General features: G+C 43.5%; 18 protein-coding genes and 1 pseudogene. 9 read left to right on the forward strand and 10 right to left on the reverse strand.

The genetic code is table 11. The annotated features are described in order from the left end of the window. Positions 1-144: 144 nt before the first annotated feature. Complete coding sequence (locus tag E5S67_RS08920; RefSeq protein ID WP_172186692.1) at positions 145-504, reverse strand: phage holin family protein; 360 nt, start codon at positions 502-504, stop codon at positions 145-147. 214 nt (positions 505-718) lie between these two features. Between E5S67_RS08920 and mrdA the strand changes: the two genes are divergently transcribed. After that, the gene (gene mrdA / locus E5S67_RS08925; RefSeq protein ID WP_172186693.1) at positions 719-2,533 is read left to right on the forward strand and encodes a penicillin-binding protein 2; all 1,815 of its coding nucleotides are present in this window, start codon (positions 719-721) and stop codon (positions 2,531-2,533) included. A 96-nt stretch (positions 2,534-2,629) separates the two neighbouring features. Here mrdA and E5S67_RS08930 read toward each other — a convergent pair whose 3' ends face one another. From E5S67_RS08930 to E5S67_RS08935, 3 genes are all read right to left on the reverse strand, one after another. Next, positions 2,630-3,253: a Uma2 family endonuclease gene (locus tag E5S67_RS08930; protein WP_339382801.1), complete on the reverse strand. Its 624-nt coding sequence runs from the start codon at positions 3,251-3,253 to the stop codon at positions 2,630-2,632. After that, positions 3,154-3,456 carry a hypothetical protein gene (locus E5S67_RS33235; RefSeq protein WP_246276694.1) on the reverse strand — a complete coding sequence of 101 codons (303 nt, stop codon included), beginning with the start codon at positions 3,454-3,456 and terminating at the stop codon, positions 3,154-3,156. Before E5S67_RS33235 ends, E5S67_RS08930 begins: the two co-directional genes overlap by 100 nt. 193 nt (positions 3,457-3,649) lie before the next feature. After that, positions 3,650-4,681, reverse strand: a complete 1,032-nt coding sequence (locus E5S67_RS08935; RefSeq protein ID WP_172186694.1) for a hypothetical protein — start codon at positions 4,679-4,681, stop codon at positions 3,650-3,652. Positions 4,682-4,784: 103 nt separating this feature from the next. Between E5S67_RS08935 and E5S67_RS08940 the strand changes: the two genes are divergently transcribed. Together E5S67_RS08940 and E5S67_RS08945 are read left to right on the forward strand one after the other, a co-directional pair. Then, positions 4,785-5,720 carry a metallophosphoesterase family protein gene (locus E5S67_RS08940; RefSeq protein WP_172186695.1) on the forward strand — a complete coding sequence of 312 codons (936 nt, stop codon included), beginning with the start codon at positions 4,785-4,787 and terminating at the stop codon, positions 5,718-5,720. 27 nt (positions 5,721-5,747) lie between these two features. Continuing rightward, complete coding sequence (locus tag E5S67_RS08945; protein ID WP_172186696.1) at positions 5,748-6,230, forward strand: PD-(D/E)XK nuclease superfamily protein; 483 nt, start codon at positions 5,748-5,750, stop codon at positions 6,228-6,230. 88 nt (positions 6,231-6,318) lie between these two features. On the opposite strand, the gene E5S67_RS08950 is transcribed toward E5S67_RS08945, so the two are convergent. Continuing rightward, complete coding sequence (locus E5S67_RS08950; RefSeq protein WP_172186697.1) at positions 6,319-7,194, reverse strand: DNA adenine methylase; 876 nt, start codon at positions 7,192-7,194, stop codon at positions 6,319-6,321. Between the two features lie 82 nt (positions 7,195-7,276). Here E5S67_RS08950 and E5S67_RS33975 point away from each other — a divergent pair, with 82 nt between their 5' ends. The 4 genes from E5S67_RS33975 (at position 7,277) to E5S67_RS08965 (ending at position 9,316) form a co-directional block, all read left to right on the forward strand. Then, a complete protein-coding gene (locus E5S67_RS33975; protein ID WP_281363527.1) occupies positions 7,277-7,405 on the forward strand; it encodes a hypothetical protein in 129 nt (42 codons plus the stop codon). Between the two features lie 59 nt (positions 7,406-7,464). Beyond that, positions 7,465-7,668, forward strand: a complete 204-nt coding sequence (locus E5S67_RS08955) for a DUF751 family protein (RefSeq protein ID WP_172186720.1) — start codon at positions 7,465-7,467, stop codon at positions 7,666-7,668. Between the two features lie 409 nt (positions 7,669-8,077). After that, positions 8,078-8,470 carry a PadR family transcriptional regulator gene (locus E5S67_RS08960; RefSeq protein ID WP_172186698.1) on the forward strand — a complete coding sequence of 131 codons (393 nt, stop codon included), beginning with the start codon at positions 8,078-8,080 and terminating at the stop codon, positions 8,468-8,470. Positions 8,471-8,782: 312 nt separating this feature from the next. Next, positions 8,783-9,316 carry a cofactor assembly of complex C subunit B gene (locus E5S67_RS08965; RefSeq protein ID WP_172186699.1) on the forward strand — a complete coding sequence of 178 codons (534 nt, stop codon included), beginning with the start codon at positions 8,783-8,785 and terminating at the stop codon, positions 9,314-9,316. 326 nt (positions 9,317-9,642) lie between these two features. Here the strand turns inward: E5S67_RS08965 and E5S67_RS08970 are convergent, their stop codons facing one another. Further along, the gene (locus E5S67_RS08970; RefSeq protein WP_006635576.1) at positions 9,643-9,966 is read right to left on the reverse strand and encodes a DUF3155 domain-containing protein; all 324 of its coding nucleotides are present in this window, start codon (positions 9,964-9,966) and stop codon (positions 9,643-9,645) included. Between the two features lie 106 nt (positions 9,967-10,072). Then, the gene (locus E5S67_RS08975; RefSeq protein ID WP_172186700.1) at positions 10,073-10,240 is read right to left on the reverse strand and encodes a hypothetical protein; all 168 of its coding nucleotides are present in this window, start codon (positions 10,238-10,240) and stop codon (positions 10,073-10,075) included. A 121-nt stretch (positions 10,241-10,361) separates the two neighbouring features. On the opposite strand from E5S67_RS08975, the gene E5S67_RS08980 reads away from it, so the two are divergent. Together E5S67_RS08980 and E5S67_RS08985 are read left to right on the forward strand one after the other, a co-directional pair. Beyond that, complete coding sequence (locus E5S67_RS08980) at positions 10,362-11,750, forward strand: GAF domain-containing sensor histidine kinase (protein ID WP_246276695.1); 1,389 nt, start codon at positions 10,362-10,364, stop codon at positions 11,748-11,750. Positions 11,751-11,779: 29 nt separating this feature from the next. Beyond that, on the forward strand, positions 11,780-12,472 hold the full coding sequence (locus E5S67_RS08985) for a hypothetical protein (protein ID WP_172186701.1): 693 nt from the start codon (positions 11,780-11,782) through the stop codon (positions 12,470-12,472). Positions 12,473-12,564: 92 nt separating this feature from the next. Here the strand turns inward: E5S67_RS08985 and E5S67_RS08990 are convergent. From E5S67_RS08990 to E5S67_RS09000, 3 genes and pseudogenes are all read right to left on the reverse strand, one after another. Beyond that, a pseudogene (locus tag E5S67_RS08990) lies at positions 12,565-13,264 on the reverse strand (IS1 family transposase). A 439-nt stretch (positions 13,265-13,703) separates the two neighbouring features. Further along, the gene (locus E5S67_RS08995; protein WP_172186702.1) at positions 13,704-15,242 is read right to left on the reverse strand and encodes an ATP-binding protein; all 1,539 of its coding nucleotides are present in this window, start codon (positions 15,240-15,242) and stop codon (positions 13,704-13,706) included. 43 nt (positions 15,243-15,285) lie between these two features. Beyond that, a complete protein-coding gene (locus tag E5S67_RS09000; RefSeq protein ID WP_172186703.1) occupies positions 15,286-20,625 on the reverse strand; it encodes a trifunctional serine/threonine-protein kinase/ATP-binding protein/sensor histidine kinase in 5,340 nt (1,779 codons plus the stop codon). Positions 20,626-20,645: the final 20 nt, after the last annotated feature.

Raw genomic sequence — 20,645 nt, forward strand, 5'->3', positions numbered from 1 at the left:
AACGGATTTAACGGATGTAACGGATAGAAGGAAGAAGGGAGAATAAATATTCGGCGATTGAAATCGCTTTTAGGCAAACGAAAGGCGCAAGGTAAGGGTGGGAAATATCGGGCGATTTCAATCGCCCTTTTTGTGGGGAAGTTGCTAAATCAGCGCGCCGTTGATAAAGCTGCTAACTACAGCCAAGGCGATCGCCCCCAGTACCGCGCTCCAAAGACCCATCCGCAAGCTAAATCCTTCAACTAACTTCGCAGCCGAGGCAAAAATAATCACGTTCATTACAAAAGCAAACGCACCGGAAAGCAATCCCAGCGTCAGTAGGTTCGGCACGAAAAAAACAGCTTTTAGAATTGGCAAAATTAAAACATTCAAAATTCCCAAAACCGCAGCGGAAATTACTGCTTTCGGTGTGCTGTCAATTTCTACGCCGATCGGCAGTTGAGAAATTAGCAGCAAGCTGCTGCCCGTCACCAGCCAAGCAATTAAAAAATCGATCGGTTCCACAGCGCCCCTACCTCCTTAACAGTTGAATTGTCAAAAAAACCTGATATTCAAGCTCTACCTTAATCAAAAAAACCTGTTGATACGTCTGCCAATCGGCAGAATTTATGTCTGTCACTAAAGAGTTAGAAGTTATCGTGGCTGTATCTTCCTCAAAATAATCCGGATGGGCACCTTATCAACCTGTTAGTTGAATAAAAAGAGCAGATTAATTAATATGGCTGGCGATTTTTCTTTTAACTCTCAAGTCCGATTCGACAAAAAAGGCTTAAACAATCCTGCACGGCAAGGCGGCCGATCGTTCCAAGCTGTGATTTTTATGCTGCTAGTCACTACCTTGGTGACGCTGCCGACATTTCGTCTAGTCGAACTGCAACTGGTACATGGAGCATACAACCGACAGCGCGCGGAAAATAACCGCATTCGCCCTGTGTCAGTCGCAGCGAATCGCGGTCAAATTTTAGACCGCAGCGGCAAAATATTTGCGGCCAGCCGCGTATCTCGATCGGTCTATGTGTGGCCAAAAGAGCGATCGGCCAAGGAGTGGCAAGAGATCGCAGCTACACTCGGTCCGATCGTCAAACTTCCCGCAGCCGAAATTGTCAAAAAAATCGATGGAGTTGGCTACAGATCGGCCCTGCCAGTGCGAATTAGTAAGGATATCGATGTCGGTACTTTCGTCGCTTTGGGAGAACAAAGTAATGCTTTGCGGGGAGTTGAAATTCGCGTAGAATCGAGCCGAGACAATCCCAACCAGCAATTAGCAGCTCATCTTTTGGGATACGTCGGCGAAGCTAGTTTAGATCAATTAAAAGCTAATCCTGCATATCCGATGGGGATGATCGTCGGTCAAATGGGAGTCGAAAAATTAGCCAATTCAACTTTAGAGGGCGTTTGGGGAAACCGTTTAATCGAGGTAAATGCTAAGGGCGAAGAAATCCAAGATTTAGGTGTAAAAGACCCTATTCCCGGCAAACCGGTGCAGCTAACTTTAGATTTAGATATGCAGAAAACTGCCGAAAAAGCTTTGGGCGATCGCCTGGGTGCAGTTGTGGCGATCGACGTGAAAACCGGAGCTCTTTTAACAATGGCTAGTTGGCCTACATTTGACCCCAATATTTTTACCCGCAAGGTGAGTCAAAAAGAATGGGATCGGCTGCAAGGGCCAGACAAACCATTTTTAAATCGGGCAGTTCAAGGCTATCCAGTCGGCAGCACTTTTAAGATTGTCACTTCTGTAGCCGGGATGGAGTCGGGCAAGTTTTCTCCTGACTCGACTTTGGTAAGTTCTGCTTCAATTAACATCGGCGGAATTTCCTTTAACGAACACGGCGCCGGTTACGGCGTTATCGGTTTCCGCGATGCTTTAGCCTACAGCAGCAATACGTTTTTCTATCAAGTAGGTATGACTGCAGGGCCGGAAGAAATGGCGAAATGGGCTAAAAAAATGGGCATTGGCGGTACTATTAATTTAGACCTTTTGGGGATAGACGGCGCCAATCACGGTCAAGTTCCGATACCAGCAGAGAAACAGAAAATGTATGGGGAAGATTGGTACGTTGGCGATACAGTAACAATGGCGATCGGTCAAGGTTTGGTACTTTGTACTCCCTTAGAATTGGCAGTGATGGTGTCAACTATTGCCAACGGTGGTTGGCGAGTGCAGCCGCATTTATTGGCTTCTCAAACCAATACGCCTGTTACTAAAAAAATTTCAACAGGTATTAAGCCTGCAACTTTAAACGTCATTAAACAAGGATTGATTGACGTGGTGAAAAAAGGTACAGGCCGCGCCATGAATGACGGTACTATTCCTTTAAGTGCAGGTAAGACTGGGACTGTGGAAATGCCCGGTCATCCTGACAATTCTATGTATGTGGGTTTTGCTCCTGCTGACAAACCGGAAGTTGCGATCGCAGTTATAGTTGAAGGTGGCGGATTTGGTGCTGTATCGGCTGCACCAATTGCTCAAGAGGTATTTAGAACCTATTTTCAAAAGCAAGGTTTTAAACCTACTAATAAGCCTCTCTAGTCCTTAGCTAATTGTTGACTGTTGACTGTTGACTGTTCAGATTTTGTCCCATACTTCGATCGCACTATCCCTGATCTCTTGGAAAAGTGCGATCGCTCAAAAGTTTTCCCCTACCAATCGTCTCACTTCCAAGGTCGATAAATTGATCATTTGCGCTACCTGTTCCAGACTCATTCCAGAATTTAAGAGTTGAGTTACGAGCGATCGCAATGTTGACTCCGCTGCCAGTCGTGCTTGCTCAGATTGTTGAAAGGCTGACTCCGCTGCTAGCCGTGCTTGTTGTTCAGCCAGTCGTGCTTGTTGCTCAGCTAGTCGTCCCAGGTTTTCTTCCTTGTGAGTCTTCAAAAACTCACCAGTTTGAGGAACTCTAAACCTCAATTCTCCTGCAATTATATGCAATTCGAGTTCCAGCACTTCACTGAACAACCACAGCGTATCGAAAGCGATATTGTTGGCTGCAATCGGCTCGTACTGATTGTTTATTAGACGTACTCCCTGTAAAATCGGATTTAGATAATCTCCCGACGGATCGTACTGAAAATATTCCCTAACTCCCAAAGCCCGATAAATTTCCGGTTTGGTTTCTTGGTCTTTCGTTTGAGTTGTTTCCGATGTAATTTCTAGTACAAAATCTGGAGTAATTCCCCCTTCTTCCCAAACTTTATAATTATCCCTTTTGCGGTTGGCAACTCCAAACACCACATAAACATCCGGGGCCACAACTGCGCCTGGTTGTTTCCTTCTTCATAATATATGAAAGAATTGGCTGAGACGTAAACATCAGAACGTTCTTGAAAGTAAAGCTTGACAGCTTCAACGCTATAAATCATGTAATCGCGCGTGATGTCGCTTTCAGCCATCGGCTCTCCGTCGCTGCTCGGATATTCAATTTCTACTGGTTCGACTTGAGTTAAAATTGTCATTTTTCAATTTTCCTCAAAGTTAATTAATTTAATGGTAGTATTCTGTCGGATTTGGGAAAAGTTCGATATCCTAAAAAAAATTAACAGCAGTATGGTGCGCAGTGCGCACCATACATAATTAGGTTTTGCGTCCTGGACTGTAAGGCTGGTCTGATGGTTTACAGATACAGACTATTGAAATTCTAATTAAATTCTAATTAATCCCTCTCTCTAAAATAATCATTTCCGAACCAACAACGGGACTTCTAGCTATTAACTTTCCTTCCCTATTGGCAATTTCTAGCTTGCTAAAATCGAGTGAATTAGCTTCCTTCCACATTTTAGTTGCTAGTTGATTTTGCTCGACTTCGCTTAGTTTGTACCAATCTTCAGCGACTTTTACAGTCAAAATGCTGCTAGAAAAATTAGCTTGAACAGACTCAACTAAACCGCCGCCAAGTCGATTCTTAATTTCAGTAACTTGAGTTTGAATAGCAGCAATCAGAGACTGTTCCGGCGTCAGCGGCGGCGGTGGGATCATTTCTACTGGTTGCGGTTTTTCCGGGGCCACTAAATCGGGCAACTTGCTTTTGAATTTAGTAGATATTGGCGCTGACGGTGCGATCGCCTCTGGGGATTTCGGCATTCCCGGCGCCACAAAATCGCCAAACGTTGGCGGCGACTGCTGCGCTGCTGGGAGAGGCACTTTTGCTAGTTTCTCCGGCGGTTTTGCCGAGAAACTGTTGAAAGTTAAACCCACTGCAACGATCAGAATTGCTGCTATGGCGGCGTTTAAAATTGGATCGGACAGCTTCTGGTTCGCAGATGGTGGCAGTAGCGATCGCACTAGCCGCACAATACTTTGCCAAAGTACACCGACTTTCTCTAAAAAACTCCCTTCCGGGCGTTGGGATACAGGCTTTTTCTCAACTTTTACAGCAACTTTTGGAGGCACGCTGTTAACTTCCGCAGCAACAGCCGGAGGAGTTGCTGTTGCTGAGTCAGAAGCGGTGGGCGCGATCGGCTTTTGCGCCTGCAAGGGGGGTTCTGCTGCTAATTTTTTCCCTTTTTTGCCCAAATTCCCAATCGAGGCAATCAAAGCATTGATTCTCTGATTTTTGGGAACAGCGCTGCTGGCATTTTGAGTTTTGCTACCAGTGGGGGCAGACTTTGCAGGCGAGTCAACCTCCGGTGTCGGAGATTGAGAGGGTTCTGGAATTGACTGGTTTAGTTGTTCTTCTGACATTTTCTCTGCCTTGGGGCGTTGCAAATATATCTAAAAGCGATAAATTTTTAGTTGAGCCATCTCAACCTTAATTTATCATTTCATTAGTTGTAACTGAATCAAAATGAGTATCAAACGCCGTCACTTTCTAATTTTAGGCAGTCTCAGCAGCTTAGGTTTTGCCGGAGTCTGGAAAATGTTTCAGCTTCGGACTTCCTGGGGTACAGACACCGATGCTGCTGTGGCTTCTAAGGTTGAGGCAGAAAGGACGATCGTCCCATTGCCGGCCTCACCGCCTATTTTACGCTTTATTTCGGTGGCCGACACCGGTACCGGCGCTGAAGGTCAGTATGCTGTGGCTGAGGCGATGGCGCAATATCACCGGGAAAACCCTTTTAATGTTGCTGTTCTCGCCGGCGACAATATCTACAATAACGGCGAAATTGAAAAAATTAATGCTGTTTTCGAGCGGCCTTATCAGCCGTTATTGCAGCAAAACGTAAAATTTTATGCTTGTCTGGGAAATCACGACATCCGCACTGCTAACGGCGACCCGCAAGTTAAATATGCGGGTTTTAATATGCAAGGTCGCTACTATACTTTTCGGCGCGATCCCGTACAGTTTTTTGCTTTAGATACCAATCACAATGCGGATTGGAAAAATCAGCTTGTTTGGCTGGAAAAAGAGTTGAGTCAGAGCACCGCACCTTGGAAAGTTGTGTTCGGCCACCATCCGATTTATTCCTCTGGGGTGTACGGAGTAAATCAACCTTTTATTAAGACTTTGACGCCTTTGTTTAAAAAGTACGGCGTGCAGCTTTATATCAACGGACACGAACACAGTTACGAACGCACTCGCTCGATTAACGGTACGACTTATTTAATTTGCGGTGCCGGCGGTGGCACTCGTGAGGTGGGGCGTTCTGAGTGGACGGAGTATTCTGCTAGCCGGCTGAGTTTTGCGACGTTTGATGTCTATAAAGACCGGATGTTTGTCAGTTCAATCGGTACTGACAAACGGGTTTTTGACAGGGGATCTATCGAAGTGCGATCGGCTTAATTCAGATTATATTCAGGAGCCAACAAAATGAATAGGGGTTTTAGAGCCAATAAAACTGGTTTTGTTTTAGAAACCACTGTAGAAGGTACGTTGAGAGGCCACGGATATATCGAAATATGTCCCCAGTTGCCGAAAAAGCGTAAGCGAGATTGGCTCTTAATCTCTACTGAAAATCCCAAGCGATATGCTAAACAGGTTTATATCGGGTCTAGCATCTATGAAACTGAAATAAATGTCGATTTCTATATTGTTGATTCCGGTTTGTTTCCTCTGGGTCTAATTGTTGAGTGCAAGTGGCAAGAAGACAAAGGTTCAGTAGACGAGAAGTATCCTTACCTCAATTTAAATATTAAAAATTGCTATCGGGTGCCAACTATTGTTATAGTGGGCGGTGACGGTATGAGGCAAGGTTCGATCGACTGGTTTAAAAAACAAGTTCCTGACAATAAAAATCTGTTGGGAGTGCACAAGCTCGAAGGTTTCATTACCTGGGCAAACAAACATCTGTAACAGGAATTACACAACTTGGCCGCCTGCGGGGCAACCACGTATTACTCCTATAAAATATTCTTATTTAGAGACTTTGCTTAAGTGTAACTTAAAATGAACATATTAATAATTCCTTGACTTTTCCGCGCTGGCAACTCTTAGAATTAATTCCCCTGGATGCTGATATTTCAATTAGTTGTGGGAAAGGTATTTTGGAAAAAGCGTGAGTATCGCTGTAGATTTTTTCGATGAAATCGCAGTTAGAATTAGACAGCATAACTTTGACGCCCCGTTCGGCAACTTCTGCAAAAACATCTCTCAGTTTAAGCTGTTCCGATTCTTTGAAATTATCCCGGCTGTAAGCCGTGAAGTTACTGGTGGCACTGATTGGATAATAAGGCGGGTCAAAATAAACAAAGTCTTCGCTGCTTGTAGCTAAATCTAAAATTTCATCGAATTTTCTGACTTGAATTTGAGCGGGCGCGAGTAAAGATGAGACCGATCGCAATAAATCTGCTTGACAAATGTTAGGATTTTTGTATCGACCTATCGGAACATTAAATTCACCTTTTGAGTTTTCTCTGTAGAGGCCGTTGTAACAAGTTTTATTTAGGTAAATCAGGCGTGCTGCTTTTTCTGTATCTTTTTTGTAGGATTGCGATCGCACCCAGTAATAATACTCTTTATTGTTCTTGCTGTGTTCGGACTGGTGATCGAACAAAAGCTCAATTAGCTCCTCAACTTTATCCCTGACACAGCAATAGGCATTAATCAACTCAGGATTAATATCTGTTAAAATAGCTTGCAAAGAAGGGTGCTGCTGTGCTAAGTAAAAGAATACAGCTCCGCCGCCCAAAAAAGGCTCGTAGTAAGTGGTGAAATTTTCAGGAAAATAAGGTTGATATTGTCCAATCAACCTACTTTTGCCTCCTGCCCATTTCAAAAAGGGACGCGGCAAGACTTCAGAAGGTGCGGAAGCAGACATTTATCTAGAAATAACGGCCCTATAATATTTATCACAACTAGAACTCAATAGAAATACTTCTGTAGTTGTCACCGGAGGTTGCGTGGCATTAAACAGACATCGCTCGATCGGCGAAAAGTTTTCGTTAGAATTATATATGTCAGCCTCGCCGGCAAAAATGCCCGATCGCCCGATCGGCAGATTTAGCTCCGGCTGTGCCAAAATTGTCTAACTCGCTCACAAGTGTTACCAGTCAAAGATCGAGCTGTGACACTTTACCCAACCAAGCTCATGCAAGATTTTATTAATAACGTCTCTCGCTACCCCCGCTTTTTCATTACGATATGTCTGGGAATTTTCTTTTTCCTGTTCGAGCGACTCAGACCCCTGCTCGATCGACCGACAACTGCGATCGCCCTGATTAGTTCGATCGTAGCGACTTTTGTGTTTCTAACTTTTACATTGCGCGCCATGTTAGGTCTGAGTTTGGTTTAAAGCCTGCGCTTGAGCGCAAACATCAACAGTAAATCAGACAAGCTAGAGCGCAGAGACGAGGCCGACAAAGGGCTCCGGGAAGTTGCGAATTTTTAATTTTCAGTTAAAACACCAACTCCGGAAGTAACTGCCAACTTTTGCAGGCGATCGCCCACTTGACAAGAGTCGCTGCGATAGATTGGAAGAGGAAAAAAATTGCGCTAGTTAGGCCAGTGCTCCTCAACCTTGGAGCAGGCAAACATTACCGAAGTGCAGCACAAGCGTTTGGGGCTATCAACATTCACTGGGGAAATACTGCACCTCTGTTTCCTCCGTGTCCCACTTAATCCTTAGGAAGCGGCATCCCCCGCCCCGCTTTCCTCTCCCGTTAACCTGACGGTATCACGAGAGTTTCCAGCGGACAAGACAGATGAAGTTTGAACATATCTATCAATTTTTTCAAGACCCCCCTCCTGTTTATCTAAACAAGGAACTAGCAGTGTGCTACATTCTCTCCGTGTTATTGCGGGGAGATTCCTACGGTACAGAACTCATCGGACAACTAGAGAGGGAATTCCCCATCTACCGACTTTCTGATACCGTGCTCTACAGCGCTCTGAAATTCCTCGAAGATGAAGCTGTAATCACCGGTTACTGGAAAAAAGTAGAAGGACGCGGCCGCCCCCGCCGGATGTATCAAATCCTTCCTGAGTGGCGGCACCAAGCTCAAGACCTGGCTCGTCTTTGGCACGAGTACATCGGTCAGGGAAACGGCGCGTCAGGGCGTCGCTCCCACGCATTAGAAACTGGTCAGACGGGTTAACCGAGTTTGAATCGGATGCCTAAACCCTTGAGATGCTGGCGCTAGCAAAGCGATTTGCCCGATTGCCTTCGCTTTGCTCGATCGCCGCACAGCCATTAAAGCATCTACACTGCGTCAGGACTTACGCATGGTCACTTGAGAATTAGCGACGAGGTAGAGATATAAGAATTTGGTGATGAGGAGAAAAATGCCTTGCTACAAAGCTTTCTGCGAATTTTGGTAAAAAAGTGTCTGCGTAAGTCCTCGATCGCTTTCGTATGTAAATTTCTGTAAAGTAATAGTAGATAATTTCAATTACACAAACTTCTACCGATGGATACTGCTGTTCTTCCTTCAACATTTGTGCTAACGCTGCTGCTGGCGGTTGGCTTGTTTTTCTTCATCAAGGCCTCGGTCAAAGATAGAATCGAACAAGTCAAGCTTGCTTCCGAGAGCGCCCAAGAGTCACTGTTAACCCAGCTACAAGAGTATTTTGCTTCTAGGGCTTACCGAGTTGCAGCCGTCGATGCCCCCAACTATAAAGTCACGTTTGAGGGTTTTGTCAGGCCGAGTTGGTTTCTAGCTATTTTTTTAACTCTGCTGAGTGCAGGCGGCGCTCTGTGCTTGGGACTGGTTTTGGGAATGCTAGTTCCCCAGCAGGGTCAAATTTTCCTAGCTTTGGTACTGCTGTCCCCGCTGGCGGGGGTATTTTACTGGAAAAAAGCTGGACGCTCTGAGCAAGTCTCGCTCAAACTCGAATCTGTTGCTGAGTCGGGAAGCCAAACCAAGAGCTTTGTTACTGTCAGAGCTCACCGCGATGAACTAGCAGCTATGCAAAAAGCTTTAGACTTGAAACCGCTCGATTAAAAGTTTGGCGCGGAACATTTTTTGATATGCTAGATGCCGTACTTAGACTTCGAGCTGAAAAACCGATTACTTAATAGCGGCTCTTTCGTTGGCTGTTTGTTCGATCGACAAAACAGTCAAAAAAAAACCATTATCGTGAAAGTGCCAATTGTGGCGATCGCCCTCTGCAGCGATCGACCCTGTTGCGATGGATCCTTATACCCAAATTCCTAAGGACTTTTCGCATAAATTTCAGTTGGCACTCTCCAGACAATGAGAACTCTCGCGCTTTTGTTAAAAGAGTTAGAAAAACATTGCTGTCAATGTTTTGAGCTAAACATTTCGATCTAAGCGCGGCTGGCTGACACCACAGGAATTTTTTCTGTGGTAGCTTCCAACATCACCTTTAAGCTGGGGAACAAGAAATGATTCTCTTCTACGTATTGGGCTCCAAATAAACCTTTTTCAGCCCAGAAGTATCTGTCAGTGGTATGCTCGTTACGCTTGACTAACAGCAAAGCTGGGGGAGCAATGCCTTCGGCATGGATGAACTTGCGAGCCGCTGTTACGGGTTTATCTTCGCCGCTCTCGATGCTATATTGAGGCACACACTCTAAAATTCTGCGTCCTTCTTGTCGGCGGCGACTCTTGCGTTTGCGTCTCCTGGCCAATTTCTTTACCTCCTCTGTGAGCAGACAGTATGAGCAGACAGGTTGTAATGATAGCTACCAAATCCGAGGTCAGTATATCCGTTCTCGCTCAAAACTTCAACTGTTTTTAATATATCGACATAATCTTAACATTCGTGCCGATCGACAAAAGTGTAGCGGTTGTGGTATTGTGGGCCGCAAGTTCCGGCAAAAGCAAAGCTTTGGGAATTGTGGAAGCCCGCCGGACGGGGATGCGGGGCAATTTTGGTTCATGAAAGCCCAAGGCCTTCCACATAGCTGCCTTATATCAAAGCAAAGACACCTGAAATTTAGAAGTCTCCGATCAGTAATCGGCAGCCGATCATTTGTAATTTACTGAGAATTCCGTTAGATATCTTAATGTGGCGCTCATGTTAATGCCAGCCAGTTCAGAATTTGTCAAGCTTTGCCGATCGCAGGTGGCGATCGCCGTCAGTTTGGGCGCGACATTCAGCGCGGTATACCTGACACAAGAGCTGGTAGAAGGCAGTGAGGCAAAGTTGGTGCCGATCGCGTTTTACCCAGAAACCTCAGTTGAATCGGAAGAAAATCAGGGATTGAGGCTGCAATCTTCCGAAACTTCGACAGTGAAACCCGTGCCGCGGCTGCTGGCGCCGCCAGTTTTTCCTGTGGAAAAATCAACGGTGGGGGCGATCGCACCAGAACCGCTTCCGGGTAATGAGCGCAGTTCCCATCAGTGCCAAGGCCCGGAGAATTTGTGGCAGCAGCGGATGCAAATAGTGACACCTCTGATACACGAGGGAACTGTAATGGGACTCCTGGTGTGCGGTCGGCAAGACAGGCCTTGGAACGAGCGAGAGGAGGCTCAGATGCAACAAATTTCCCGCACCTTAGCCCTAGCCTGCATTTTAGACCAGCGATCGCAGTGGATGCAGCAGGAATTGGGTTCGGCTCGGCAAATTCAAGCTCAGGTTTACGACACGATGCACAATTTACTGCACCAGTTCAAAAGTCCGCTGACAGCGTTGCGAACTTTTGGCAAGCTGTTAGCGCGGCGGCTGGTACCGGAAGACAAAAACCGCAATGTGGCTTTTAGTATTGTCCGAGAGAGCGAGCGCCTACAAGAGTTGCTGGGCCAGTTCGATCGAACCGTTGACACGGGCGAAGCACATCTAAAACTGCCATCGGGCACTTTAGAAAAAGCAATGTCCAATGTCGAATCAATCCGGCATTCTCCTTTGTCGCTGTCACCTGCTGTCAATTTGCAGGAATCCTGTTTTGTGGCAGAAGTCTTAAAACCGCTGTTAATTTCCGCCGAGGCGATCGCATCTGAAAGGCATCTGAAATTGCTAGCCGACATTCCGGCGGATTTGCCACCAGTCTCAGCGAACGATCGAGCTTTGCGCGAAGTTTTGAGCAATTTAATTGACAATGCTTTGAAATATACCCCGGTCGGCTGCCAAATTTATATTAAAGTAAGGTACACAGCAGCGGAGGGCGATCGGGCAGGATACAGCCAATTGCCTGCGATAGCAGTTGCAGTCAGCGACACAGGTTCTGGCATTCCTCCCCAGGATTTAGAACATTTATTTGAGCGGCACTACCGAGGAGAAAAAGCGCAGACTGAAATTCCCGGCACAGGATTAGGTTTGGCGATCGCCCGCGATTTAGTCCGCCAAATGCAAGGAGAAATAGAAGTATTTTCCCCAGTCAATCCTGAATGGCTGCCATCTGCGGCAGCTCCTTTATTATATCCAACAGATCGCGGCACTACATTTGTGGTTTGGCTGCCGGTGAATAAGTAACGAACCCCCATTGCTTGGAGATATTATTTATGAAGCATCTGCCTTTATTCAATCAAATTCCCAGCTTGTCAAATTCTTTAAAAGCTTTCCAAAAACACTTTTTTAGCGTACCCTTCTTAGTTGCTTTAAACACTCTGACTGTCCTGATTTTGGGCGGGCTGAGCGTATACGCCAAACTCAACAACCAGGGAGACGGAGTTGAACGCCTGTTTAGCGATCCTTTTAATTTCTGGTTCCCTTACGAAGGCATTCTAACCGGAGTTTCCGAAGTCCTCGCGTGCATACCAGTAGCAATTTGTGCATTTACTTTCGGAGTGTTGCGCCAGAAAAATCCGCGCAGTCGAGCGGCGATATTCTTATTTTTTAGTGCTTTACTGCTGGGAGTCTTTTACGTGGATGACAGGTTTCGGATGACTTTGATTCTTTCTGAGTTTGGAATCTCTAAAAAATTAATTTATTTATGTTATGGTAGTGCTGTTTTCCTTTACGGAGCTAAGTTTTGGCGATACATCAAAACCACTCCTTACCTGCCATTAGTCGCAGCATTTCTATTGTTTGCTATCTCCAGGTTTGAGGATATTTTAAAGTTGCCAAACCAAGGAGTACACGCGATGTTAGAAGATGGCACTAAATTATTAGCTCTTGTGAATTTAGCCCTGTATTTTTGGCACGTATGTCATCAAGAAGTTTGGCGACATTTGCAGCAGAGGGAAGAGCGTTGAGCGCGTCGATGATATTACAACAAAAAAAGGCGTTGGTGAATTAGGGTACCACTAAGCAATGTCGGCGACCGCATCGAACCCAAATAGTTTCTTTAATTTTGATATGGAATTGGAATATCTGCAAATTTAAGATAGTGAATTAATAATCGAAGGGAATGTCTGAGCAACTTGCTGCGTGATGCCAGAATAACAAAAAGTTTTTCGTTTCAAACAAGGTAAATAATATCTTAATCTTGTATTTTCGCCCTCAACTCTTGTCCTATAGGTTTTGCGGTGGGATTTGAGCTTCATCGGCAATAAAACTAGGATAAACTTTCCAGGCATCGGTCACAAGAAAAGAGCATTTCTATTTATTAACAATAGTACCAATTGGTTCAAAGTTTAGCCACTATGAGCGCCTAATACCTATCCTAAAATACCTGGTTGAAAGTGGTCTACTACTGTTCATAACCAGATAAAACATTTTTTAGCCGACAAATGTTTATCATTCATTCCATTCACCTACTTGTGGATTTGTCTCTGTGTGCTAAAAATATGGGAAGAGTTTTCCTACTTGTTTGAGCCAATTAATTATTGTTGTATGAGGCACCTTTTTGACTCTCTCAATTGCTTAATAATCCCTACCATTGGTCTACATTTGAGACATTAACATTTAACATTTTCAGAGTAACCTTTATGAGGTTGAGAGCAATCTATAAATTGTCTGCCACAACCGACACAAATATAATTTTGTTTACCTTTTTTATGACCATTTTTATTAACATGAGTTGACTGATATTCAGGATATTGCATAAGCTCTACGTTTTGTGAAGTGTTATTTTGTGGCGATCGCACTATAACTTTATCATACGCTAATTCAGCAACGCCCTAATTGATGTATCATCGGGTTCATAGGCTTTAACTATTTTTTTACGAAACTCGATCGAATAAAGTTTCATTTTTTCCGCTGATCTACTGAATGCAGTGTGCTATTTATACATGGAATCTGCTGTATTTTACGGCACAGTTGGTAATGCCTCGGAAGAGATTGTTAAAAAATATATTGAAAACCAACACAATTAAGTTAGAAGAATGTGGCTAAAGCCGCAGCGCCTATCCCAACCCCTAAAGGGGTGGTGGGCGTGCTGCGCGAAAAAAGTCTGTCAGAATTCAGATTAATTAGCAATTAGCAATTACCCTGTTTTCATGCAACGGAAAAGCGCTATACGATCAATTCAACCAGATGAGTTCTCTAAGGCATAACTACGGCGACATTGGTTGCTATACAGATAGTAGGCATCTCAATAATAAACTGCGTTCCGTGCTCAGGCGTAGAAAAACACTGCAATTGACCGCAGTGTTTTTCTAGCAGAATTTTTTTGCTGATTGACAATCCCATCCCTGTACCTTTTCCGATTGGCTTAGTAGTAAAAAAGGGAGTGAAAAGTTTTAAACGAACTTTCTCAGTCATGCCAACACCATTATCAGCAATTGTTACCCGAATGCCTGAACCAGAGTTAATGTTGTCCCCATCATGCGAATTGCCCGGTACAACTTCAGTACGAATCAAAATTTCGGGATGGAAAACTGCACCATCTTCTCTACTTACCCGCTCTTCTAAAGCATCTATAGCATTCGCTAAAAGGTTCATAAACACCTGATTGAGCTGACCTGCATAACACTTCACAAGCGGCAATGGACCATAGTCTTTAACGACATCAATAGCAGGGCGATCTGACCTAGCTTTTAGTCGGTGCTGTAAGATCATCAAACTGCTATTAATCCCTTCGTGGATATCTACTGACTTGATTTCAGTTTCATCCACCCGCGAGAAATTGCGTAGAGACTGCACAATCATACGAATGCGGTCAATGCCTAACTGCATGGAAGAAAGCAATTTTGGCAAATCGTCCATGATAAATGACAACTCTCCATCTTCTATTGCCTGGAGAATTTCTGCTTCTGGTTGTGGGTAATGCTGTTGGTAGAGATTCAACACATAGATGAGTTCTTTAATATAATCTTTAGCATAGGAGATATTGCCGTAAATAAAGTTAACCGGATTGTTAATTTCATGAGCTACACCTGCGACTAATTGACCGAGACTAGACATTTTTTCACTTTGAACTAGCTGGAGTTGTGTTTCTTGCAGCTCTTTGACAAAATGCTCTAAGGCAAGAGCTTTTTGGTGTTCTTTTTCTTCACTGATACGAAGTGCTTGTTCTACTTGTTCGCGCCGCTCTATTTCTGACTGCAATTTCTGACCCAGACAAAAACTTCTCAAAGCTGTTAGCACTGTAGTATATAGCTTTGAACTCGTTAATTCAGTTTTAGTTTTATAGTCATTAATATCGTAATTGATAATAATACTTTTTTCTGGTACTTGACCGGGTTGACCCGTGCGTAAAATAATTCGCACTAACTGATTGCCTAACACTTCGCGGACATATTTCACAAACTCCAAGCCAGCATCATCCGTTTCCATGATTACATCAAGCAGGATGATAGCGACATCAGAATGTTCTTGGATTAACTGTTTAGCTTCCTTAGCGGAATAAGCACTAAAAATTTTTAAAGGTTTATTTTCATAAACAAACTTTCTTAAGGCAATATCAGTAGCTGTGTGAACTTGAGCCTCATCATCGACAATCAAAATTTTCCAGCTTTCAGTCTGGGACTCTTCAGATACTTCATCGGCAAAAAATAACTCCTCATCTGAGTTAACTTCTTCCGCAAATAAGACTTCTTCAGATGACTTTTCACTTACAAAGCCGTAAATATTCTTGTCCATTGCTGCTCACCTTTCTGCGTTACTGATGTTTAGATTTAGGAAACTAGGGTTTTGAATCAATTTGGACGGGTAGCTTAATAATAAATTTTGTGCCTACTCCGACCTCACTTTTACATTCTATTTCACCCAGAAGTTTTTGGGTAACTAAATTGTAGACAATATGCAATCCCAACCCGCTACCACCCTGACCGCGTTTGGTAGTAAAGAAGGGCTCGAAAATTTTACTCAAATTTTCTGGGGGAATTCCTTGACCATCATCGGAATATTCAAATCTAAGCCGATCGCCCTCTTGCTGCCAATCAAAAGCCAGCTTTCCAGTAACGCCCGGTTCGTAAGCGTGAATCAGAGAGTTCATCAGCAAATTTGTGACAACTTGTGATAATGCACCTGGATAAGAATCTAGGGCAATTTTGGTGTCTCCCTTAATTTCGATCGAATGTTTGCTATTTCTCAATTTGGGTTTTAATTGGATTAAAATTTCATCGAGATAATCTCTTACCAAGAAAGTTCGTCGTTCTTCGCTCGATCGATCGACTGCCACTTCTTTAAAGCTCTGAATCAATGCCGCAGCCTGATTTAGATTAGTTAAAAGGGCGTTACTGCTTTGGGTGGCTATATCCAAAAATTCTTCTAGCTCGGAGCGCTTCATTTTGCCACTGTTATAAGTAGAAGCAAATTCTGTGGTGTGTTCTGCCAAAGCTGAGGCAACGGTGACACCAACGCCGATGGGAGTATTAATTTCGTGGGCTACCCCAGCAACTAATCCTCCCAGCGAGGCCATTTTTTCAGATTCCACTAGCTTACTTTGAGTCGCTTTTAAAGCATCCAGCGTGTTGGATAATTCGTGGGTGCGATCGCTCACTAATTGCTCTAAGTTTTGATTGAACTCCTGCAAGTTATTGTAGAGTTGGGCATTTTCAATGGAAATGGCTATTTGGGCCGATAACAATTTTAACAGTTCTAGTCTATCTGTAGTAAAAGCTCCTTCTGTCAAGTTATTTTCTAGGTAAAGAATGCCTGTCAGTTTGCCTTGGTGCAGCAGAGGAGTGCAGAGAATCGATTTCGGTTGAGTGGCTGCAATATAAGGATCGCGGGTAAATTGTCCCTCTTGGGTGGCGTTATTTAATACCACGTTTTCCTGGGTGCGGATGACGTAGTGGGCGATCGCACTTGCCAGTTTTGGCGTTTCCTCAGAAGCTGCTTCTACATTCAGGGGAAGCGATCGCAGCACGCTAACTTCATCCTCCTTCACCGAACCTTCTGCCTCGATCGCCCAGTTTCCCGCTTTTTCTAAAATTAAAAAGCCTTTTTGGGCGCCTGCATTTTCGATCGCAATCTTCATCAATCTTTCTAGCAACTTACTCAAAACGATTTCACCTGAAATTGCTTGAGAAGCTTTCATTACTGTGGCTAAATCTAGTGTATCTCCCAAATTAGTGCTAGTGGTAGTAGGCGTGGTAGTTTTTCGGTTAACTTTTGTTTGAGTTGTTGTCTTGGCTGATGTTCTAGCTAGTAATTGGGGGTATTTCTTTTCTAAATCTTCAACTTTAGCTATAGCGCCCCAGACCTGGTAGCTGTAATGAGCGTTTTGCATATAAACTTGGGCGATCGTTTCTTTACCCCATGAGAGGTAGAATTTAGCGGCGAGTTCGTGAGCAAGTGCTTCCTCGTTGATGTACTCGTTTTCTTTTGCAAGGGCAATAGCCTTGTCGTACATCTCAATCGCTTCTATTTTTTCGTCTAAAACGCGATGCCGTTCTGCCTCTACTAGATATAATTTATGCAGATGATTCATAGGAGCATGATGCGCCCATTTCTGCATTTTTTCTTGATTGGCTTGTACTCTGTCAAGAATGCCTTGGTGTTCTGACGGTGGAGTATCAGAATACACCGCCAACCGCACCAGAGAATCGTAAAAATGGAAGAGAGGAACAAGAGGCAATCCTACCACTACGTCTAAATACTTCTCTGCTATGGCAGTATTTTTAATCGCTTCTGAGTAATTTTCAAACCAGTAACTAAGTAAAAGTTTGTTCCAATATATATAGGCAACTCCCGTTTTGTCGTTGGCTTGCTGGTACAATGGCAACCTGATCAGCTCATTGCAGACTTCACCCTTTAGAAAACAGGGATTTTCACTTTTTCCGAGCAAATTTAAGGTAGCCTGCCAATAGATTTCTATATAATTAAGCGCTACTTTTTGCTTAATTTTATGAATAGCATCTCTGTTGATTGCCATCTCTCTTTCCAGGGTAGTCAGTTCTTTGCCGCTCAAGTAAGCGCAATAGGAATACAAGAGTAGATTATTGGCAGCCCATTCTAAATCTCCCGTCTCCATGCCGCTAGCGTAAGCTGACACGACAGGTTCTAAGGTTTCTCTAAGATGCTCTTTCCAAGGTCGGATGAATATATTTACTATGCCAACTGTCTTAGCTTGGATTTCTTTAGCATTTAACTTGGACACTAGACTTAAAGCCAATTGACCGAACTGATAACCAGAATCAATATCTCCAACAATGCCACAAAGAAAAAAACCATAATTGGCATAAGCAAAGGCCGACACGGAAGCATTACCATATTGAACGGATAAATTTACTTGTTTGCACACCGTCAAAAGCAATAGTTCGGGCGCAGCAACGTATGCAGCAGCAAAGATACTTGACATAAGTCTCATGGCTGCTAATTTATAGGGCTCGATCATTTGAGGCAGGTCAACTAAATCCTCAATTCGCTTCCCGTTCAAAATTGCCGCTGTTTCTCCTAGTGCTTGCCCAATATCTGACGGGTTCGCTTTAGAAGGAAATTCTACTCCCAACAGCTTTAAGACTTGTAGCGCCGTATTAACTGCTTCTAGTAACTTGTTCTGAGCTATATAAGCTTGAATTTGGACTTCGTACACTTTTATTTTGTCCAGCAGCGTTTTGGCGAAGTTTTGGACTATCTCAACAACTCTCTGCATTCCTTCAAAATCACCTCTCAAAAAAGCTACCTCTGCTGCTCCCTCGTGCAACGCTAATGTCAGTTCGTAATGATGAGTCCAGCTATTTTCTACTAACAGTCTCAGCCCTGCTTGCAAATATTCGGTAGCCGCAGCATAAGCCGTTGCAGCTTTGGCTTTTTGACCTCCGATTAAATTGAGTTTTGCAATTTCAGTGCGTTCGGATTCATCGCTAACCAGTTCAATTCCTAAATTCAAATGATCGACGATCGCAAATATTTCTTCCGCTCGTTTCTCTGAGGAGGTGTTTTGCCAAAGCAAGCGACCAATTTGCAAGTGAACTGTTTTTTTAGAATTTGGCTCAATCAAAGCATAAGCTGCTTGTTGCACGCGATCGTGCAAAAACTTATAAGTAGTAATGACCAGATGAGAGTGAACAATTTCTTCTTCTGTTACCCCGAGTTCAGAAGTGGCTATAATTAATCCATCTTGGATGGCTGGCAATAGCTGTTGAAAGGTTTCCGCGGTAGATTTTTCGTTGACAATCGAGAGAGTATTTACGTCAAAACTATTGCCCACACAAGCGGCTAACCGTAAAACCTGCTGAGTGGAAGCTGGCATTTTTCTCAATTTACCGACCATCAACTCAACGACGTTATCGGTAATCCCTACGGCTTCAATTTCTGAAATATTCCAATCCCAGTTTCTTTGCTCAGAATTAAAAAGCAGGAGGTTTTCTTCATAGAGAGTTCTGAGAAACTGATTGACAAAAAAAGGATTGCCTTGAGTTTTACCGACGACTAACTCAGCTAGGAGGATGACTGAGCCTCTATCCCTCCGTACAGTATCAGCTATCAAGTTAGTAATATGTTCGATATCTAAGGGAGTTAAGGTAATGTGGTTAATAGTCGCGCCTTGATTTTGCAGCGCCTCCAGAGTCATGATTAAGGGATGCGTCGGGCCCACTTCGTTATCTCGATAAGCACCCATTAGAAATAAATATTTCGTTTCCTCATCTGCCATCATTACTTGCAGCAGTTTCAGAGTAGCGGAGTCAGCCCATTGCAAATCGTCTAGAAAAATGACTAAGGGATGTTCGACTGAACAAAACACCCGAATAAATTTTTGAAATACTAAATTAAAACGGTTTTGCGATTCTGTAGCACTTAACTCTTGGACTGGTGGCTGTTTGCCAACAATGAATTCTACGTCGGGAATGACATCTATAATGATTTGACCGTTATCACCAAACGCCGCTAAAAGTTTTTCTTTCCAGGCGCCCAGTTGCGTTTCGCTTTCAGTTAAGAGTTGCTTGACTAAGGACCCAAAAGCTTTAACAATAGCTGAGTAAGGAATATTGCGTTGAAATTGGTCGAATTTCCCGGCAATAAAATAACCGCTTGCCTTAGTAATCGGTTTATAAACTTCTTGCACTAAGGCTGATTTGCCAATGCCAGAGTAACCCGACACTAACATAATTTCTGTTGTGCCATTGCTGACGCGCCCGAAGGCTGCTAATAAGGTTTCTATTTCGCGTTCTCTACCATAAAGTTTTTGAGGTATTTGAAACTTATCTGTAATATCTTTTTGAGCGATCGCAAAATCTACAATCCTTCCTTTAGCCTGTAGTTGTTCCAGACATTCTTCTAAATCTGCGATAATTCCCCAAGCAATTTGGTATCTTTTTTCTGCCGTTTTTTCTAACAGTTTCACTACAATATCAGAAACCGCTTTAGGAATTTCTGCATTGATTTCATGAGGCGGTACTGCTTGTTTAGCAATATGACAGTGCACTAATTCCATTGCATCGCTGTAATCGCAGGGCAGTTGCCCCGTTAGCAGTTCGTAAAAAGTGACTCCTAACGAGTAAAAATCAGTGCGGTAGTCGATCGCTCGGTTCATTCTGCCTGTTTGTTCTGGCGATATATAGCTGAGAGTGCCTTCTAAAACATTAGGATTTTTTAGGGTAGGATTCTCGCGATTTAAAACAGTAGAGATGCCAAAATCTATGATTTGGACTACCCCTGTTGTCGAGTTAATAATAATATTGCTGGGATTGATATCTTTATGAATAATGTTATGTTGATGGATTTGGCCTAAAGCCCTGGTTATTTTAATAGCTGTTAACAAAAACTCTTCTAAGGTAATTTTGTGAGAAGCAAACCCCTGCTTTAGTGATTCTCCACCACTATCCTCGAAAATAATAACTAAACTGTTTTGATATCTTTCTAAGCTGTAGGTTTTAGGTACACTTTCTAGGTTAAAATTGCGTGTAATTTCATATTCCTGCTTGTATCTGACTAACGAAGCTGGCATCGGATAATCTTGCTTGAGGAATTTGAGAATGACCGGTTGGTTGTCTTGCTTTCTCAGTCCTCGGTAAACTAAAGAATTGTTACTTTCATGAATTTGGTTGGTAATCTCGTAGCCGGCTAAGTTAATCATCCTTGCAGCCTCTTTTAATA

Origin of the sequence: Microcoleus asticus IPMA8, from assembly GCF_013179805.1 — a bacterium.
Classification (GTDB): Bacteria; Cyanobacteriota; Cyanobacteriia; order Cyanobacteriales; family Microcoleaceae; genus Microcoleus; species Microcoleus asticus.

Coding starts and splice junctions, on each gene's coding strand:
- mrdA (WP_172186693.1), top strand. CDS start 719: ATGGCTGGCGATTTTTCTTTTAACTCTCAAGTCCGATTCGACAAAAAA.
- E5S67_RS08980 (WP_246276695.1), top strand. CDS start 10,362: ATGCCAGCCAGTTCAGAATTTGTCAAGCTTTGCCGATCGCAGGTGGCG.
- E5S67_RS08965 (WP_172186699.1), top strand. CDS start 8,783: ATGGATACTGCTGTTCTTCCTTCAACATTTGTGCTAACGCTGCTGCTG.
- E5S67_RS09000 (WP_172186703.1), bottom strand. CDS start 20,625: ATGATTAACTTAGCCGGCTACGAGATTACCAACCAAATTCATGAAAGT.
- E5S67_RS08955 (WP_172186720.1), top strand. CDS start 7,465: ATGCAAGATTTTATTAATAACGTCTCTCGCTACCCCCGCTTTTTCATT.
- E5S67_RS08995 (WP_172186702.1), bottom strand. CDS start 15,242: ATGGACAAGAATATTTACGGCTTTGTAAGTGAAAAGTCATCTGAAGAA.
- E5S67_RS08975 (WP_172186700.1), bottom strand. CDS start 10,240: ATGTGGAAGGCCTTGGGCTTTCATGAACCAAAATTGCCCCGCATCCCC.
- E5S67_RS08950 (WP_172186697.1), bottom strand. CDS start 7,194: ATGTCTGCTTCCGCACCTTCTGAAGTCTTGCCGCGTCCCTTTTTGAAA.
- E5S67_RS33235 (WP_246276694.1), bottom strand. CDS start 3,456: ATGACAATTTTAACTCAAGTCGAACCAGTAGAAATTGAATATCCGAGC.
- E5S67_RS08940 (WP_172186695.1), top strand. CDS start 4,785: ATGAGTATCAAACGCCGTCACTTTCTAATTTTAGGCAGTCTCAGCAGC.
- E5S67_RS08985 (WP_172186701.1), top strand. CDS start 11,780: ATGAAGCATCTGCCTTTATTCAATCAAATTCCCAGCTTGTCAAATTCT.
- E5S67_RS08945 (WP_172186696.1), top strand. CDS start 5,748: ATGAATAGGGGTTTTAGAGCCAATAAAACTGGTTTTGTTTTAGAAACC.
- E5S67_RS08935 (WP_172186694.1), bottom strand. CDS start 4,681: ATGTCAGAAGAACAACTAAACCAGTCAATTCCAGAACCCTCTCAATCT.
- E5S67_RS08960 (WP_172186698.1), top strand. CDS start 8,078: ATGAAGTTTGAACATATCTATCAATTTTTTCAAGACCCCCCTCCTGTT.